20 protein-coding genes and 1 other RNA gene are annotated in these 15,221 nt (G+C 59.3%); 13 read left to right on the top strand and 8 right to left on the bottom strand.

The genetic code is table 11. The features are described 5' to 3' along the window. Positions 1-11: 11 nt before the first annotated feature. From hisI to EDB94_RS12220, 6 genes are all read left to right on the top strand, one after another. Positions 12-428: a phosphoribosyl-AMP cyclohydrolase gene (hisI, locus tag EDB94_RS12245; protein ID WP_008170988.1), complete on the top strand. Its 417-nt coding sequence runs from the start codon at positions 12-14 to the stop codon at positions 426-428. 12 nt (positions 429-440) lie between these two features. Next, positions 441-770, top strand: coding sequence for a phosphoribosyl-ATP diphosphatase (locus EDB94_RS12240; RefSeq protein ID WP_014578404.1), 330 nt, complete (start codon positions 441-443; stop codon positions 768-770). A gap of 88 nt (positions 771-858) precedes the next feature. Then, positions 859-1,098, top strand: a complete 240-nt coding sequence (tatA, locus tag EDB94_RS12235; RefSeq protein ID WP_014578405.1) for a Sec-independent protein translocase subunit TatA — start codon at positions 859-861, stop codon at positions 1,096-1,098. 11 nt (positions 1,099-1,109) lie between these two features. Beyond that, positions 1,110-1,583, top strand: a complete 474-nt coding sequence (tatB, locus tag EDB94_RS12230; protein WP_014578406.1) for a Sec-independent protein translocase protein TatB — start codon at positions 1,110-1,112, stop codon at positions 1,581-1,583. Continuing rightward, on the top strand, positions 1,580-2,365 hold the full coding sequence (tatC, locus tag EDB94_RS12225; protein ID WP_014578407.1) for a twin-arginine translocase subunit TatC: 786 nt from the start codon (positions 1,580-1,582) through the stop codon (positions 2,363-2,365). Before tatB ends, tatC begins: the two co-directional genes overlap by 4 nt. Next, complete coding sequence (locus EDB94_RS12220; RefSeq protein ID WP_108018500.1) at positions 2,362-3,081, top strand: 16S rRNA (uracil(1498)-N(3))-methyltransferase; 720 nt, start codon at positions 2,362-2,364, stop codon at positions 3,079-3,081. Before tatC ends, EDB94_RS12220 begins: the two co-directional genes overlap by 4 nt. A gap of 13 nt (positions 3,082-3,094) precedes the next feature. Here EDB94_RS12220 and EDB94_RS12215 read toward each other — a convergent pair whose 3' ends face one another. Genes EDB94_RS12215 through EDB94_RS12195 form a run of 5 tightly spaced genes read right to left on the bottom strand, consistent with a single transcriptional unit; the run spans position 3,095 to position 8,480 of the window. Next, positions 3,095-4,009 (bottom strand): DUF808 domain-containing protein, encoded by a 915-nt coding sequence (locus EDB94_RS12215; RefSeq protein ID WP_053113124.1) that lies wholly within the window; start codon positions 4,007-4,009, stop codon positions 3,095-3,097. Between the two features lie 19 nt (positions 4,010-4,028). After that, positions 4,029-5,252, bottom strand: a complete 1,224-nt coding sequence (locus EDB94_RS12210; RefSeq protein ID WP_108018499.1) for an FAD-dependent monooxygenase — start codon at positions 5,250-5,252, stop codon at positions 4,029-4,031. Further along, entirely contained in the window at positions 5,245-6,528 is a 1,284-nt protein-coding gene (gene ubiH, locus EDB94_RS12205; protein ID WP_108018498.1) for a 2-octaprenyl-6-methoxyphenyl hydroxylase, read from the bottom strand. The genes EDB94_RS12210 and ubiH overlap by 8 nt, the downstream gene beginning before the upstream one ends. A gap of 6 nt (positions 6,529-6,534) precedes the next feature. After that, complete coding sequence (gene pepP / locus EDB94_RS12200) at positions 6,535-7,854, bottom strand: Xaa-Pro aminopeptidase (RefSeq protein WP_014578412.1); 1,320 nt, start codon at positions 7,852-7,854, stop codon at positions 6,535-6,537. 26 nt (positions 7,855-7,880) lie between these two features. After that, positions 7,881-8,480 (bottom strand): UPF0149 family protein, encoded by a 600-nt coding sequence (locus EDB94_RS12195; protein ID WP_014578413.1) that lies wholly within the window; start codon positions 8,478-8,480, stop codon positions 7,881-7,883. Positions 8,481-8,616: 136 nt separating this feature from the next. Between EDB94_RS12195 and EDB94_RS12190 the strand changes: the two genes are divergently transcribed. Continuing rightward, complete coding sequence (locus EDB94_RS12190; protein ID WP_108018497.1) at positions 8,617-9,180, top strand: DUF2796 domain-containing protein; 564 nt, start codon at positions 8,617-8,619, stop codon at positions 9,178-9,180. Between the two features lie 6 nt (positions 9,181-9,186). Here the strand turns inward: EDB94_RS12190 and EDB94_RS12185 are convergent, their stop codons facing one another. Then, the gene (locus tag EDB94_RS12185) at positions 9,187-9,708 is read right to left on the bottom strand and encodes a DUF3299 domain-containing protein (RefSeq protein WP_108018496.1); all 522 of its coding nucleotides are present in this window, start codon (positions 9,706-9,708) and stop codon (positions 9,187-9,189) included. 67 nt (positions 9,709-9,775) lie between these two features. On the opposite strand from EDB94_RS12185, the gene EDB94_RS12180 reads away from it, so the two are divergent. From EDB94_RS12180 to EDB94_RS12155, 6 genes are all read left to right on the top strand, one after another. Next, a complete protein-coding gene (locus EDB94_RS12180; protein WP_108018495.1) occupies positions 9,776-10,492 on the top strand; it encodes an ABC transporter ATP-binding protein in 717 nt (238 codons plus the stop codon). Beyond that, complete coding sequence (locus EDB94_RS12175) at positions 10,489-11,763, top strand: ABC transporter permease (RefSeq protein ID WP_108018494.1); 1,275 nt, start codon at positions 10,489-10,491, stop codon at positions 11,761-11,763. Before EDB94_RS12180 ends, EDB94_RS12175 begins: the two co-directional genes overlap by 4 nt. A gap of 103 nt (positions 11,764-11,866) precedes the next feature. Beyond that, positions 11,867-12,073, top strand: a complete 207-nt coding sequence (locus tag EDB94_RS12170; RefSeq protein WP_008170964.1) for a TIGR02449 family protein — start codon at positions 11,867-11,869, stop codon at positions 12,071-12,073. Then, positions 12,073-12,369: a cell division protein ZapA gene (locus EDB94_RS12165; RefSeq protein WP_014578418.1), complete on the top strand. Its 297-nt coding sequence runs from the start codon at positions 12,073-12,075 to the stop codon at positions 12,367-12,369. The genes EDB94_RS12170 and EDB94_RS12165 overlap by 1 nt, the downstream gene beginning before the upstream one ends. A gap of 62 nt (positions 12,370-12,431) precedes the next feature. Continuing rightward, positions 12,432-12,613: non-coding RNA, 6S RNA (ssrS, locus tag EDB94_RS12160), on the top strand. A 4-nt stretch (positions 12,614-12,617) separates the two neighbouring features. After that, entirely contained in the window at positions 12,618-13,253 is a 636-nt protein-coding gene (locus EDB94_RS12155) for a 5-formyltetrahydrofolate cyclo-ligase (protein WP_108018493.1), read from the top strand. Here the strand turns inward: EDB94_RS12155 and EDB94_RS20700 are convergent. Next, positions 13,235-13,396, bottom strand: coding sequence for a hypothetical protein (locus EDB94_RS20700; RefSeq protein ID WP_181259033.1), 162 nt, complete (start codon positions 13,394-13,396; stop codon positions 13,235-13,237). The genes EDB94_RS12155 and EDB94_RS20700 overlap by 19 nt on opposite strands. 282 nt (positions 13,397-13,678) lie before the next feature. Further along, positions 13,679-15,214, bottom strand: a complete 1,536-nt coding sequence (gene ilvA, locus EDB94_RS12150; protein ID WP_108018492.1) for a threonine ammonia-lyase, biosynthetic — start codon at positions 15,212-15,214, stop codon at positions 13,679-13,681. Positions 15,215-15,221: the final 7 nt, after the last annotated feature.

Below are 15,221 nucleotides of genomic sequence, written 5' to 3'. Positions count from 1 at the left end.
GATTCACAAAAATGCAAAATAGCTCGGATAACGTCGAGACCCCTGACTGGCTGGATGCCATTCGCTGGACAGAGGACGGCCTGGTTCCGGCCATCGCCCAGGACGCCGACACCGGCGACATCCTGATGATGGCCTGGATGAACCGCGAGTCGCTCAGGCTGACCGCCGAAGAAGGGCACGCCGTATACTGGTCGCGCTCCCGGGGCAAGCTCTGGCGCAAAGGGGAAACCTCGGGGCACCAACAGGTCATCCGGGACATTCGACTGGACTGCGACGAGGACGTCATCCTGCTGAAAGTAGAACAAAAAGGCGGCATCGCCTGCCATACTGGCAGACGCAGCTGCTTCTACCGGACTTTGAAAGACGGTCAGTGGGTCAGCGTTGACCCGGTGATCAAGGACCCCGGCACTATTTACGGCAGCAACTGAGGAGCACGGACTGTGAGCGATGTATTGGAAAACCTGGCGAGGGTTCTGGAGGCCAGGAAAGAGGCAGACCCGGAAACCTCCTATGTAGCCAGCCTCCACGCCAAGGGCCTGAACAAGATCCTGGAAAAAGTGGGGGAAGAGTGCACGGAAACCCTGCTGGCAGCCAAGGACGCAGAGCATTCCGGGGAAACCCGGGACGTGGTCTATGAAACCGCCGACCTCTGGTTCCACAGCATGGTCATGCTGTCGAGACTGGGCCTTGGCCCGAAGGACATCCTGGACGAACTGGCCAGCCGGTTCGACCTGTCAGGCCTGGAAGAAAAAGCGTCGAGGAACAAGTGAGCGGTAATACCTCTAAAGGGGTTTCCGCGTAACGGTTCTGGTAACGTACAATGTCATTGAACAGAAACACTAAAACGAGGACCCCGTAATGGGTATCAGCATCTGGCAATTACTTATCGTACTCGGCATTGTCATTCTGTTGTTCGGAACCAAGAAGCTTCGCAACATCGGCAGCGACCTCGGTGGTGCCATTCGCGGCTTCAAGAAGTCCATGAGCGATGAGGACTCCAAGGCCGAGAACCAGGAATCCCTGGAAGGCAAGGAAGGGGAGCAGCCACAGCAACAAGCGGCGGCCGAAGACAAGCCCCGGGACAAGTCCCACAGCTGAGACCAGGCTGAATGTTCGATATCGGCTTTCTTGAGCTGCTGATCTGCGGCGTCATAGCGCTATTGGTACTCGGCCCCGAGCGCCTGCCTGCGGCCGCCCGTGCGGCTGGCCGCTGGGTGGGTGGTGCACGGCGCATGGTTGGCCAGTTCACCTCGGAACTGGACCGGGAGCTAAAAGCCGGCGAACTCCGCGACGAGCTTCGCAAGGCGGGAGATGTTGGCCTCGACGACGTTCAGAAAACCGTGCGTGGCGCCCTGGACGAAGCCAGGAAATACGAGCACATGATCCTGCCCGAGAACGAGACCCAGAAGCCAAGGCCTGCACCTGCGACACGGCGGGTATCCGGCCAGCCAAAGGCCTCCGAGGCTCCAGCGCAGGATCAGCCCGATGCTGGTAGCTCCTCGCAGACGCCAGATTCCGGCTCTGACGGAAACGAACAACCCAAACGCGAAACCCCGCAAAGTCCGCCGGATAATCGTTCATGAATGCAAAACCCGACGGCAACCAGCTGCCTCCGGAGCAGCAGGAAATGCCACTGATCGAGCATCTGCTCGAACTGCGTAATCGCCTTCTGAAAATGGTTCTTGCGGTGCTGGTCTGCTTCGCTGCCATTTATCCGTTTGCCAACGAACTTTACCTGTGGCTGTCGGAGCCCATCCGTTCCCTGTTGCCCGTTGGCCAGACCATGATCGCAACGGATGTTACCTCGCCCTTCTTCGCACCGCTGAAGCTGGCCCTGGTTCTGGCTGTGTTCGCTGCCATTCCGATCATTCTCTACCAGCTCTGGAGCTTTATTGCGCCGGGCCTCTACGCCCACGAAAAACGCCTGGCCTTTCCGCTGCTGTTTACCTCGGTCATCCTGTTTTACGCGGGCGCTGCGTTTGCCTATTACGTGGTTTTCCCGCTGGTGTTCGGCTTCTTTACTGCGATAGGCCCCGAAGGCATCGTCGAACTTCCGGACATCACCAGCTACCTCAATTTTGTACTCAAGATGTTCTTCGCCTTCGGTGTGGCCTTCGAAATTCCGATCGCCACGGTGCTGTTGATCCTCACCGGCGCCACCACGCCCGCCGATCTTGCAGCCAAGCGCCCCTACGTGGTGGTGGGCTGTTTCATCATCGGCATGCTGCTGACGCCGCCGGATATTATTTCCCAGACCCTTCTCGCGGTTCCCATGTGGATCCTGTTCGAGGTCGGTATCCTGTTCGGGCGGCTGGCAAAACGGGAAGTCGCAGACCCGGAAAGCGATGAGCCCGCCGGCGAATGAATCTGGCGTTACTGTTTGACGAGGATTTCGTGGCAACTGACCGCGCCGTTCTGCGCGGTCGACGCCTGGAGCACCTGCAGTCCGTGATCAAAGTGGTTGCTGGCGATACCGTGCCGGTCGGCCGCGCGGATGGCCAGTTGGGAACCGGCGAAGTTATCCGGCTCACCGATAACGAAGCGGAGCTGCGGGTGACGCTGAATCAGGCTCCGCCGCCGCCTCTGCCGCTCACCCTGATACTCGCCATGCCCCGGCCCAAGATGTTCCGTCGCATCCTGCAAACCTGCGCTGCCCTCGGCGTGAAGGACCTCTGGCTGATCAACAGCTACAAGGTGGAGAAAAGCTTCTGGCAGACGCCGTGGCTCTCAGACGAACAACTTCGGGAGAACCTGACGCTGGGGCTGGAACAGGCAAAAGATACCCTGATGCCACAGGTGCATATCCGCAAGCTGTTCAAACCCTTCGTGGAAGATGAGTTGCCGGCGCTATTGGCGGATAAACGAGCCCTGGTAGCGCATCCCGGCACAAGCACCCCCTGCCCTGTGCACCTTAACCAGCCGACCGTGCTCTGCATTGGCCCGGAGGGTGGCTTCACGGCTTACGAAGTGGGCAAACTGGAAGAAGCCGGCTGCCAGAGCGTGCATCTCGGCCCCCGTATTCTGAGGGTCGAAACCGCGGTACCGGTACTGGTGAGTCGGCTGTTCGACGCCTGCCTCTAGAGCCCCGGTCTTCTCAGGCGTTCCTCGCCTGCCACCATCGCGTCAGTGGCGTGATAATGGCCACCAGTAGCGCACCTGCCAGCACACCGAACAGGCCATTGGCCACCGTTGGCACGAGCACACCAGCCACACCACTGAAACCCTCGGCAAAGTGATGAATAGCGTCGTATACCGGCGTCAGTCCGTGGGTAAGAATGCCACCGCCCACCAGAAACATTGCCAGAGTGCCCAGAATGGAGAGTGTCTTCATCAGATAGGGGGCCAGCCAGAGAATGCCTGAACCCAATTGCTGGAGCACCGGGTTCTCTTGCTGGCTGAGGTAGAGACCGCCGTCGTCCAGTTTCACGATCCCCGCCACCAGACCGTAAACACAGACCGTGATGAGGATGGCGACCACCGCCAGCACCATGAACTGCATGCCGATGGTCTGGGTCGTTACCGTTCCAAGGGTAATGGCAATGATCTCGGCAGACAGAATGAAGTCGGTGCGGATGGCGCCCTTAATCTTGTCTTTCTCGATCGCCCGCAAGTCGACGTCCGGGCTCTTCAGGGCTTCACGCAGCTCGCCTTTGCGCTTCTGGTCCTGCTCCCGGTGCAAAAACTTGTGCACCAGCTTCTCGAAGCCCTCAAAGCAAAGGAATGCACCGCCGAGCATCAGCAGAGGCGTTACCAGCCAGGGCATGAAAAAACTGATCGCAAGGGCCGCCGGCACCAGGATGGCCTTATTGATCATGGAGCCGCGGGCAACCGCGAGGACCACTGGCAGTTCCCGGGCAGGTTTTACACCGGTCACCTGCTGGGCATTGAGCGCCAGATCATCCCCCAGAACACCTGCGGTTTTCTTGGTGGCGGCTTTTGTCATCAGGGCAACATCGTCCAGAACGGTGGCGATGTCATCGATCAGAACCAGAAGGCTGCTTCCTGCCATTGGACAATTCCTTTTTTATTCAGCCGTTAAGCCCCATGGCCTCGGCAGCTATACGATTTTTCACCGGCCCCATCTGGTTGAGCCAGCGCAGGCCGGTATTTCGCAGCCAGCGGACCGGCAGCTCATCACGGCCGAACAGCTGTTTGAAGCCCTCCATGGCGGCCATCATGGCGAGATTCTCGCCTTTCCGGCGGCGCTGATAGCGCGCCAGAACCAGCTCATTGGCTGGACTCTGGCCCGCCTTTTTGGCTCGCGAAAGCTCATCGAGCAGAGCCCGTACATCTCCGTAGCCAAGGTTGGCACCCTGTCCCGCCAGCGGATGGATGGTATGGGCGGCATCGCCGACGAGGGCAAAACCGGGGGCAATGTAGTCCTTCGCGTGGCGCTGTCGAAGCGGAAAGGCGAAGCGACCGGAAATGGACTCCACCGATCCCAGCTCGCGCTCAATCGCACGCTCAAGTTCAGCGGCAAAGTCGGTGTCGTCCAAAGCCATCAGACGCCGCGCTTCCCCGGTATCCTGCGACCAGACAATGGAACAGAAATGCTCATCTCCGGACTCTGGCAGCAAGGGCAAAAATGCCAGCGGCCCGGTCGTCGAAAATCGCTGCCACGCGGTGAAACGGTGACTCTGGCTGGTTTTCACCGTGCATACGATTGCCTGCTGGTCGTAGTCCCACTCACGCGTTGGCAGGCCAACCCAGTGGCGCAGACGGGAATTGGCACCGTCACACCCTACCAGTAGCCCCGCCGACAGGGATCGACCATCCTCCAGCTCAACCGTATAAGTTCCAGACAACCGTTTACAGCCAGTAATCCTTGCGCCATCAATCAGTTCGACCGGACTTTGTTCTAGGGCCCTGAACAGTGATCGCACGATGCTGCGGTTCTCGACAATCGTTCCGAGAGCCCGCGCCTGAAGCTCGGCGGCCTCGAACTGTATACGCCCCGTGCCGTCGCCATCCCAGACCGTCATAGTCTGGTAAGGACAGTGCCGACCGGCGGTCACCTCGGACCAGACTCCGAGTTGCTCCAGCAATTGCTGGCTCGCCACCGAAATGGCACTGACCCGTGGTTCAAAATCGGCAACGGTGGTGGCGGAGTCCGGCGCCTCAACCAGAGACTCATGGCCGGAACCTTCCACCAGCCCCACATGCCAACCCTGTCGTGACAGCCCGAGAGCCAGGGCAGAACCGACCATGCCACCGCCAGCCACCAGAATATCGAACGTTTGCGCCTCACTCATTAGCCGGCGCCTCCCGGTTCAGGTTTCCGGGCCGCTCAATCACGGCCCTGCGGCCGCCCAGGCCCATGGCCTTGCGGGCAAACCAGCGTTTTGCCCCAGGCAACAGATCAAGACCCACCAGGCCGGCATCGCGGGCCGCCGCAACCGGCAGCATGGAATGCCCGAACAAACGAACAAGCGAATCGGAGAAGCGCACCGTCTGTTGCCAGTCTTCCCGATGCAGTGTCTGGTAGCGCTTCAGGACCTCAAGATCGCCAATCGACCTGCCCTGCTCTTCAGCCAGGCGAAACTGTTCGACCAGCGTCATGAGCCCTCTCAGCGCGAGATTGAAGCCCTGCCCGGCGACCGGATGCAGGGCATGGGCCGCATTGCCCACCAGGGCAACCCCAGGGCGTACCGGCTCGTCCACCGTCGTCAGGGTCAGCGGGTAATGGTGACAGGCGCCGATGCGGGTAAACCGGCCCAGACGCCAGCCAAACCGGTCCTGAAGCCAACGACATTTCTCGTCGTCGGGCAGCGCCAGAACCTGCTGCAGAACCTCATCGGATAGCGTCCAGACCAGTGCCGACTGATGTCCGGCTCTGGTCGGTGATCCATGGGGCAAGAGAGCCATGGGACCGGCATCGGTAAATCGTTCAAAGGCAGTGAATCCGTGGCTGTCACTGGTGGAGACATTAGCGATCAGAGCATTCTGGCCATAGCTGTGACGATCCGGCCGGAACCCGAGCCTTTCCCGCAGACCGGAACGACCGCCATCTGCAACAACGAGGCAACGGGCCGTCAGTTCCGCGGTCTCTTCACCTTCTTCTGAGAGCTGAACACGGACGCCGCCGGGAATCGGCGTCATGTCCGTTACTTCTGCCGGCGCCCGCCACTGGACGCTGGTACCCAGAAGCTCACGCATCAGACACAGCCCCATCCAGCGATTGTCAGCCACGTACCCGAGCGCCGCCTGGCCATGCTCGGCAGCATGCAACCGTGTGGCACCGAAATGGCCCCGATCTGAAACATGGATATGTTCGATGGGTGTGGCATGTTCGGCCAGCCTTTGCCACAGCCCGAGCTCCTCGAAGATTAACCGGGAGCCCCATGCCAGTGCGGTTGAACGGGCATCGTAACTCGGCTGGTAACTCTCCGGCAGGGCGTCGGGCGAGAGCGGGAAGGCCTCGACCACGGTCACTCGCAGCGACGGCACCATCCGTGCCAGCGCCAGAGCCAGGGTCGCTCCGGCAAGGCCACCGCCGGCAATGATCAGATCGGTATCAGGCTTGGTCACAGGCTGTCAGTCCGCCATCAGGGCTTCGATTTCGGCAATGGTTTTCGGCACCGCTTCGGTCAGGACCCGGCAGCCGTCTTTGGTCACCACCACATCGTCTTCGATGCGTATGCCAATGCCGCGCCATTTCTCGTCCACGTCGGTGTTATCCGGCGCAATGTACAGGCCTGGCTCGACGGTCAGGGCCATGCCGGGTTCCAGCTGGCGCCAGGCGTCACCGACCTTGTAATCGCCGACGTCGTGTACATCCAGCCCCAGCCAGTGGCCGGTTCGGTGCATGAAAAAGGGCTTGTAGGTTTCGTTGGCAATGGCATCTTCCAGGGTGCCGGACAACAGCCCCAGATCAATCAGGCCCTGGGTCAGTACTTCCAGCGCAGCCTCATGGGGCCGGTTCCAGTGATTTTCAGGCGAGACCGCCTCGATGGCCCGATACTGCGCCGCCAGCACCACCTCGTAGAGGGCCCGCTGTTCATTGCTGAACTTTCCACTGACCGGGAAGGTGCGCGTGATGTCAGAGGCGTAGCACTGGTATTCACAGCCGGCATCAATCAGCACCAGATCGCCGTCCTTCAGCGGTGCACTGTTCTCGATGTAATGCAGGATGCAGCCATTGGCGCCCCCGCCCACGATGGAGGGATAGGCCGTAGACCGTGCGCCATGCTCCATGAAGGTGTGGATAAGCTCGGCCTCGAGGTTGTACTCGAAGCCGCCCTTGCGGGCCCGTTTCATGGCCCGGCAATGGGCCTCGGCACTGATCTGGCCGGCCTTGGCCATGATCTTGATCTCATTGGCGCTCTTGTATAGCCGCAGATCATGAAGCAGGTGCTCCAGGGCTACGAACTCGCCCGGCGGATGGGCGCCACTGCGAACCTTGCTGCGAATCATCTTCACCCAGTCCATGACACGGGCGTCAAAATGATCGTCCTTGCCAAGGGGATAATACACCCGGCTGCGACCCTCGATCATGCCCGGCAGGATATCGTCGATGTCTGCAATCGGAAACGCATCGTCCAGGCCGTAGCGTTCGATGGCGCCTTCCGGGCCAACCAGGAAACCGTCCCAGAGTTCCTTCTGCGGATTGCGCTCTTTGCAGAACAGTACCGATTCCCCGTGTTCACGGCCCGGAATCAGCGCCAGGACGGCCTCCGGCTCACCAAAACCGGACAGGTAATGAAAATCGCTGTCCTGGCGGAACGGATGCAGCACGTCCCGATTACGAACGCGCTCCGGGGCGGCCGGAATAATCGCAATGCTGTCTGGCGCCATACGCTCCATCAGCTTGCGACGGCGCTCGGCAAACTCCTTTACGGGAATCATGGAGTTCATAGTCTCTCCTGCAATCAGGACCCGGCTCAGTGCAGGGTCGGCGAATCAGACTTCGGTGGTTCAGGGGCGTTGAATTCAGTGAACACGGCGAGCGCCCCCAGCCGGATGTATTCGGTAATCTCCAGCAACTGCTGCTCGCTTTCGTCGTCCGCTTCTTCCTCTTCGGATAGCTGGCTGATGGCCACCATATCCTCGATCAGCTCCCGGATCTCGTCCGGCGCCTGGCCGAGTGACTCGCCGGCTGACAGTGCCATACCCTCGAGAAATCCCCGCACCCAGGAAACCAGGGCTTCCAGCCGCTGCTCAATGGCATAGTCGTCATCCGGCAGTAAAGGATGGAAACTCATGTCTGCTGATTTCAAGAGTTCCAGGGTCTGTTCATAGGCTTTGTTCATGAACGGGGCGAGATCATCGGACTCTTCGGCCGCGTTCTCGGCCAGCCCCATGTGTTCACAAACCATTGCCAGCCACTCCGGCTCTTCGATACGCGATCCGGCCGCCAGGCGACCACAGAGCGCGCCGTGCAATTCGGATGGGTGGCTGAATGCCTTGTGAGCTGTAAAAACGTTGGCCCAGCGCTCGAATTCTGCGGCGCGGGCAGCACCGGAAGTGTCGGTTTCTGACATGAAACAGGCGGATCCTGTGTTAATGGATTAGAGGTCTATCCTAGCATTCAGGCGGTGCCAAGGCACTGCCTGTTGATTTTTATCCGGCAAGCGAACAATATGTTATAACGTATCATTTCTGCCGAGAGATAAAGCCATGTCCTTACGAGCCAAAACCTGCTTCTTCCTGGCTGGCGCCGCGATTGCAAGCGCTGGCCCTGTGCTTGCCAGCGACAATCCAGGTGCGCACCAGCACGGTCATGCCGAACTACAACTGGCCATCGAGGGAGAGCAGATTGATCTCCTGTTCACATCGCCGGCCTACAACCTGGTGGGGTTCGAGCATCGTGCCCGTTCGGACGACCAGAAAGCACTGGTTAACGACGTAACCAACTGGCTTGGACAGACCCCCCTTGCGAACACCAGTGAGGGGGGGTGCACCGTCATGAATGCGGTAGTGCATCATCAGGCAGGTGGCGATGATCACGGACACAGTCATGGGCATGACCATGATCATCAGGACGAATCATCCCACTCGGATTTCGAAGTTACCCAGACCCTGAGCTGTCCGGGCCTGAGCTCATCCCAGGCGCTTGCAACACCCATTACAACCCGGTTTTCCGTAATAGAGCATCTCGGCGTTCAGTGGGCAGGGCCAGAAGGTCAGGGATCAGCCCGTCTGGGCCACGGAAAAAGCAGGTTTGAACTCCGCAGCCGATGACAGCGTCTATTCTTCGTACGGCTCAACCCCGGTTGCGACCATAGAATAGGAAGACGTTCCGATGTCGTTTTCGGTGCGGTCAATGACCAGCTTGCCTTCGATCCACACCGGATCGTACAGGGCTTCGAGCGTAAAACCTTTCTTGTACTTGACGTGAATGATCTGATTGGGGGGCGGTGGCGGCACATGAATACAGGCGCCGTAGTAGGGCACCAGGAAGAACTCCAGGATGCGCATGTCCTCGGTTGTCTTGAGGGGCACCACGAAGCCGGGAATGCGGCCTTCAACATTGCCCATTTCCGGCACAACCCGACCGGTCATGATCTCATCCGGCAGCAGCGGCGGGCCATCGCCCTCGTGCTCAATCTCTGGCATATTCTCCAGCAGCGCCAGATCCTCGGCGGGCATCAGTTCAAGCCAGTCGATCTCCCGGGTTTCAGTCCGGCCTGTTGATGGAAGTACACACACCAGGGTAAGCGCGATGAAAAAAGGCAGCGCAAAGCGCGAACGTGCCGGGGCAGACATCATTGGACCAAAGACTCCTGAGATTACTATCCGGAAACCGCCATCATACACCGGGCCGACGGCAACCAACATGACCAGCAAGACAGACTCAGCCAGCACCAGTTCCCGAAGCACAGAAACTGCGATGGAAGTCAGCGGGCTCGGCTTTTCCTGGGATCCTGTCCAGCCCCGCCTCAGCTTTCCGGACATCATACTGAAACGCGGCGAACACCTTTTCCTGCACGGCCCGAGCGGCAGTGGCAAAAGCACGCTGCTCAGCCTGTTGGCAGGCATGCTTCGGCCGGCCTCTGGCACTGTCCGCGTACTCGGAACCGATATTCACCGGCTCGGTGCCGGCGCCCGCGACCAGTTCCGGGCCGACCACATGGGCGTGATCTTCCAGCAGTTCAATCTGGTGCCCTACCTGAGCACACGAGCCAACGTCACCCTGCCCTGCGGACTTTCCGAACTGCGCAGAGAGCGCACCGAACCGACCGTCGAAGACGAGGCTGAGAGATTGCTTGCCGCCCTGTCCATCCCCGCGGACCACTGGCAGAGGAAAGTCACCAGGCTGAGTATTGGCCAGCAGCAACGCATCGCAGCCGCCCGGGCGCTGATTGGCGCGCCCGGCCTGATTCTCGCGGACGAGCCGACTTCCGCACTGGATGCCGACAACCGGGACCGGTTCCTGGAACTGCTTCTAACTCTTGCGCACCGGCACAACACCTCGGTTCTGTTCGTCAGTCACGACCAGTCCCTGGCCCGTCATTTCGATAATCAGCTGGAACTGCAGGGTGACCGGACATGAAAGCACGCCTGGCCCTGACACTCGCCCTGGCCAGCCTCTGGCACCGGAAAAAAGTACTGGCCCTGGTGTGCCTGACCCTGACCCTGAGCGTTTCCCTGTTGCTAGGCATCCAGTACCTCCGCACGGAGATCAAGCAGTCCTTCACCAGCACCATCAGCGGTACAGACCTGATCATCGGCGCCCGAAGTGGCCAGTTGAACCTGCTGTTGTACACCGTGTTTCATATTGGCGATGCCACCAACAACATTCGCTGGTCGACCTATCAGGGCCTGAAACAGGATAACCGCCTGGCCTGGCTGATTCCGATTTCCCTGGGAGACAGCTACCGGGGTAATCGTGTGGTCGCCACAGATGAGAACTTTTTCAAGCACTTCCGCTACGGCCGCGACCTGCCCCTCGAACTGGATGAAGGCCAGTGGTTTGAAGGCGTCTTTGATGTAGTGTTGGGTGCCGGCGTTGCCCGCTCGCTGGCGCATCAGGTGGGCGAGCAGATTGTGCTATCCCATGGCGGTGGGCGCACCAGTTTCTCCAACCACGAAGACACGCCGTTTACCGTCACCGGCATACTGGCGCCCACTGGCACGCCGGTGGACCAGGCCGTGTATATCGGCCTGGATGGCATGGAGGCCATGCACGTAGGCTGGGAATCCGGGGTCGCCATCCCCGGACGGACAATCACACCGGAGCAGGCAAAGGGCCGAGATTTCACACCCGATGCCATTACCGCCGTGTTCGTTGGTATCGACCGGCAAATCCTGACCTTCCGCATACAGCGGGAAATCAACCAGTTTGCCGGCGAGCCGCTCTCGGCCATACTTCCGGGAGTCGCCCTCAGTGAACTCTGGCGGCTGATGGGCCAGTTCGAGCGAGCACTACTGGGCATAACCGGTTTTGTTGTGGTAACCAGCCTGATCGGACTGATTGCCGTACTTCTGACCCTCCAGGCCCAGCGGGCCCATGAAATTGCGGTGCTGCGGGCAACCGGTGCCTCTCCGGCGCTGATTGCCTCACTTTACATCCTCGAGTGCGTGGCTCTTGCCCTTGCCGCCTGCGTGATGGCTTTGGCCCTTGGCATGGCGGGCCTTGCACTGGCGAGCCCATGGTTACTGGCCAACTATGGCCTGCAGATCGAGCTTCGCCCATTAACGCCCGAGGAGTGGACGTTAATGGCCCTGGTTCCGGTTGCCGCCTTCACCGTGGCGCTGATACCCGCCTTCAACACATGGCGCCAGAGCCGCCGGCTGGGCTTTGGCGAGGCCGCAGATCAGTGATGGGCATCACGCAGGGAACGCAATGACAAGCCTGTAAATTGACCGACTTAGCGTCCACACTTATAGTTGAGCTTAATATCATAAAACCACTGCTGGGCACGTCATGGAACAGTCCGAAGTACAGGCATTAGCGGACAAGCTGGACAGGCTGATTGAACGCTGTCAGAAACTTGAGCGGGACAACGCCACATTGCGGGAGCTGCAGGACGACTGGAACCGGGAACGGGCCCAGCTGGTGCAGAAGAACGATCACGCGAAGCACAAGATCGAAGCCATGATCAGCCGCCTTAGGGCCCTGGAGCATCACTGATGGCACAGCAATCCACCACGGTTGAGGTGAAAATCCTCGACAAGGAATACCTGGTCGCCTGCCCCGAGGAAGAACAGGAGGCACTGCTGCGTGCCGCCCGGCATCTGGACAGCAAAATGCGGGAAATCCGCGCCGGCGGCAAGGTTTTTGGTACCGAGCGCATTGCTGTAATGGCCGCTCTCAACATAACCCACGAACTGCTCGAGCGCGACACCATGTCCGATGCCACCAGCACCTTGCTGCGAGCCATGGACAACAAACTGGACGGAGCGCTGGGTGATGGCTCCGGTCGTTAAATCCCCGGAGAATCTCAGACAGGTGTTGCAATCGGCCCCGACACTGCCCGTATAATGAGAACAACTTCCTGGGCTGTTCGGGATAGTCGGATACGTCCTCGAGCCGATGCGCACTACCCAGGTGGCTACTTCAGGGCATTGTGAGCACGTCCCCGACAGGGGAAAGCCTAATATGTCACAGCGGCCACCGACCTTGAACTTTGGGTTCAAGGGCCACATCCGATAACGGCAGCCCGGGAAGCTTTATTTTGAGCCAGTTTATCGAGCCTCAACCGTTCCAGTCCCACCCTGATACCCTGTCGCGCAGTGAACTTCGCAAACGCCTGCGGCAGAATCGTCGCGACCTGAGCGCTGAAAAACAGCAACAGGCCGCCGAGCACCTGGCCCTCAATCTGCTGAAGAATCCAGACCTGCACCGGGCCCGGCACATTGCCATCTATCTGCCCAACGACGGCGAAATTGATCCCCACGTATACCTGGACATCGCCCGGCGCAAGGGCATCCGCTTCTACCTGCCGGTACTCCATCCGATTCATGAAGGCAGGCTGGTGTTCAGCCCCTACTACGATGGCGTGGAACTCACCACCAACCGGTTTGGCATCCCCGAGCCAGGATTCAGCAAAGGCCTGCGACGCCCGGCCTGGGCACTGGATGCAGTACTGTTTCCGTTAGTGGGGTTTGACGAACAGGGCGGAAGACTGGGGATGGGAGGAGGCTTTTACGACAGAACGTTTGCCTTCAGCCGGATACGGCCAAGGCTGGCGCCGAAGCTGATTGGCCTGGCCCACGATTTCCAGAAAGTTAAGAAGCTGCCAATAGAGCCCTGGGACGTGCCCCTTCACAGCGTAGTGACCGATAAGCGACGTTACCGGTTCAGCGGCTGATTCATGACCTGAACGGAGCCAACCAGATTGGCCCCTCGTGCGTCTTTATCTTCGGAGGCGTGGATGGATGTGAAACCAGTAATCAAAAGGCCGATGGCAAAAATCAGCACAATGGCTTTGATGATGTCAGGCTTGCCGCCCATGGCTTCAGTTCCTCAAGATGCAGTTTTGAAATTGTTGGTAAATCAGTGAGCTATTCTTGCTTTCAAGAATCAGAAGAAAGACTAACACCTATCTTCGGTTTTACAATTTCTCACAGATTAAACTTCCGTAAGCTTTCTCAGAGCTTACGAAACGGTTGGGGACACCCTTTCTGAAACTGTGCGGAGCCATGGATGGCGGAGCCCAAGCGACACAAGGATGTGCCGCCAGGAGCGTGTTTCTGAAAGGGTGTTCACAACCGGTTCCCGCACTGAACTCACGAGCTAGGAGGACCGGGCGTTACCCTGCCCGAGAAACAACTGATAGGCCTCATTATCCGTCATGTTTTCATAGCGGAAACCGACCTTGTCGAGCATTTTCTCGAAGTCCTGCACCTCGTGGTCGTCCACCTGGGCGCCCAGCAGAACACGGCTGTAGGCTGCACCGTGGTTGCGGTAGTGGAACATGGAGATATTCCAGCGGGTACCAAGAGACATCAGGAACTTCAGCAACGCCCCCGGACGCTCCGGGAACTCGAACTGGAACACCTTTTCGTTGGTGATGGTAGGCGCGTGACCGCCCACCATGTGACGGATGTGCTGCTTGGCCAGATCGCTGTCGGTTAAATCGACCACCGAGTATCCGCTCTCCCGAAGATCCTGAACCAGATCCTCGCGGCCGTGGCCACCCGCGGCAATCTGGATGCCAACGAAAATCGTGGCATTGGTAGCATCGGCGTAGCGGTAATTGAACTCGGTGATGCTGCGCTTGTGCAGGGCGTTGATGAAGGTCTTGAAGGCGCCCGGTTTCTCCGGAATGGTCACCGCCAGGATGGCCTCGCGTTTCTCGCCCACTTCCGTGCGTTCGGAGATGTAGCGCAGACGGTCGAAGTTCATGTTGGCACCGCTCAGGGTGGCAATCAGGTTCTCGCCCTCGACTTTCTCGCGCTCGATGTATTTCTTGATGCCGGCCACACCCAGGGCACCGGCCGGCTCGGCAATGGAGCGGGTATCCTCGAACACATCCTTGATGGCCGCGCAGATTTCGTCGGTGGATACGGTGATCACCTCGTCCACGTGGTCCTTGCAGATCTCCCAGGGGTACTTACCAATCTGCTTGACTGCCACTCCATCAGCAAAGATGCCCACTTCATCGAGCACCACGCGTTTGCCCGCTTTCATGGCGGCCTGGAGGCAGTTGGAGTCCTCAGGTTCGACACCAATCACCTTGATCTCGGGGCGCAGATACTTGATGTAAGCGGCCATGCCGGCAATCAGCCCGCCGCCACCAACACAGATGAAGATGGCGTGGATCGGCTTGCTGAACTGCCACATGATTTCCATGGCCACCGTGCCCTGGCCGGCGATCACATCGGGATCATCGTACGGCGGAATGTAGGTGTAGCCGTGCTTTGCGATCAACTCCTGAGCGTGGGCCGCCGCCTCGTCGAAGGCATCGCCCTTGAGAACCACCTTGGCACCGTGATCCCGTACCGAACGCACCTTGATCTCCGGCGTGGTCTGCGGCATCACAATTACCGCCTTGATCCCGAGATTCTTGGCAGCCAGCGCCACACCCTGGGCATGATTTCCGGCCGACGCACAAATGACACCCTTGGCCTTCTGCTCCTCGGAAAGCTGCGCAATCCGGTTATAGGCACCACGAATCTTGAAGGAAAACACCGGCTGAAGGTCTTCACGCTTGAGCATAATATTGTTGCCAAAGCGCTTGGACAGACTGCGGGCTTCAGTCAGGGGTGTTTCGATGGCCACGTCATAGACGCGCGCATCGAGAATCTTCTTGATGTAGCGTTGCGGCATAGCAGTT

This window comes from Marinobacter sp. 3-2 (assembly GCF_003751355.1).
In the GTDB taxonomy this organism is placed as follows: Bacteria; Pseudomonadota; Gammaproteobacteria; order Pseudomonadales; family Oleiphilaceae; genus Marinobacter; species Marinobacter adhaerens.
The sequence above is the reverse complement of the archived record's forward strand: the minus strand, read 5'-3'. Positions and strand labels throughout refer to the sequence as shown.

What these genes read in the sequence shown, in the direction of transcription:
- hisI (WP_008170988.1), top strand. Translation starts at nt 12, where the DNA reads ATGCAAAATAGCTCGGATAACGTCGAGACCCCTGACTGGCTGGATGCC.
- tatA (WP_014578405.1), top strand. Translation starts at nt 859, where the DNA reads ATGGGTATCAGCATCTGGCAATTACTTATCGTACTCGGCATTGTCATT.
- tatB (WP_014578406.1), top strand. Translation starts at nt 1,110, where the DNA reads ATGTTCGATATCGGCTTTCTTGAGCTGCTGATCTGCGGCGTCATAGCG.
- tatC (WP_014578407.1), top strand. Translation starts at nt 1,580, where the DNA reads ATGAATGCAAAACCCGACGGCAACCAGCTGCCTCCGGAGCAGCAGGAA.
- EDB94_RS12220 (WP_108018500.1), top strand. Translation starts at nt 2,362, where the DNA reads ATGAATCTGGCGTTACTGTTTGACGAGGATTTCGTGGCAACTGACCGC.
- EDB94_RS12215 (WP_053113124.1), bottom strand. Translation starts at nt 4,009, where the DNA reads ATGGCAGGAAGCAGCCTTCTGGTTCTGATCGATGACATCGCCACCGTT.
- EDB94_RS12210 (WP_108018499.1), bottom strand. Translation starts at nt 5,252, where the DNA reads ATGAGTGAGGCGCAAACGTTCGATATTCTGGTGGCTGGCGGTGGCATG.
- pepP (WP_014578412.1), bottom strand. Translation starts at nt 7,854, where the DNA reads ATGAACTCCATGATTCCCGTAAAGGAGTTTGCCGAGCGCCGTCGCAAG.
- EDB94_RS12195 (WP_014578413.1), bottom strand. Translation starts at nt 8,480, where the DNA reads ATGTCAGAAACCGACACTTCCGGTGCTGCCCGCGCCGCAGAATTCGAG.
- EDB94_RS12190 (WP_108018497.1), top strand. Translation starts at nt 8,617, where the DNA reads ATGTCCTTACGAGCCAAAACCTGCTTCTTCCTGGCTGGCGCCGCGATT.
- EDB94_RS12185 (WP_108018496.1), bottom strand. Translation starts at nt 9,708, where the DNA reads ATGATGTCTGCCCCGGCACGTTCGCGCTTTGCGCTGCCTTTTTTCATC.
- EDB94_RS12180 (WP_108018495.1), top strand. Translation starts at nt 9,776, where the DNA reads ATGACCAGCAAGACAGACTCAGCCAGCACCAGTTCCCGAAGCACAGAA.
- EDB94_RS12175 (WP_108018494.1), top strand. Translation starts at nt 10,489, where the DNA reads ATGAAAGCACGCCTGGCCCTGACACTCGCCCTGGCCAGCCTCTGGCAC.
- EDB94_RS12170 (WP_008170964.1), top strand. Translation starts at nt 11,867, where the DNA reads ATGGAACAGTCCGAAGTACAGGCATTAGCGGACAAGCTGGACAGGCTG.
- EDB94_RS12165 (WP_014578418.1), top strand. Translation starts at nt 12,073, where the DNA reads ATGGCACAGCAATCCACCACGGTTGAGGTGAAAATCCTCGACAAGGAA.
- EDB94_RS20700 (WP_181259033.1), bottom strand. Translation starts at nt 13,396, where the DNA reads ATGGGCGGCAAGCCTGACATCATCAAAGCCATTGTGCTGATTTTTGCC.
- ilvA (WP_108018492.1), bottom strand. Translation starts at nt 15,214, where the DNA reads ATGCCGCAACGCTACATCAAGAAGATTCTCGATGCGCGCGTCTATGAC.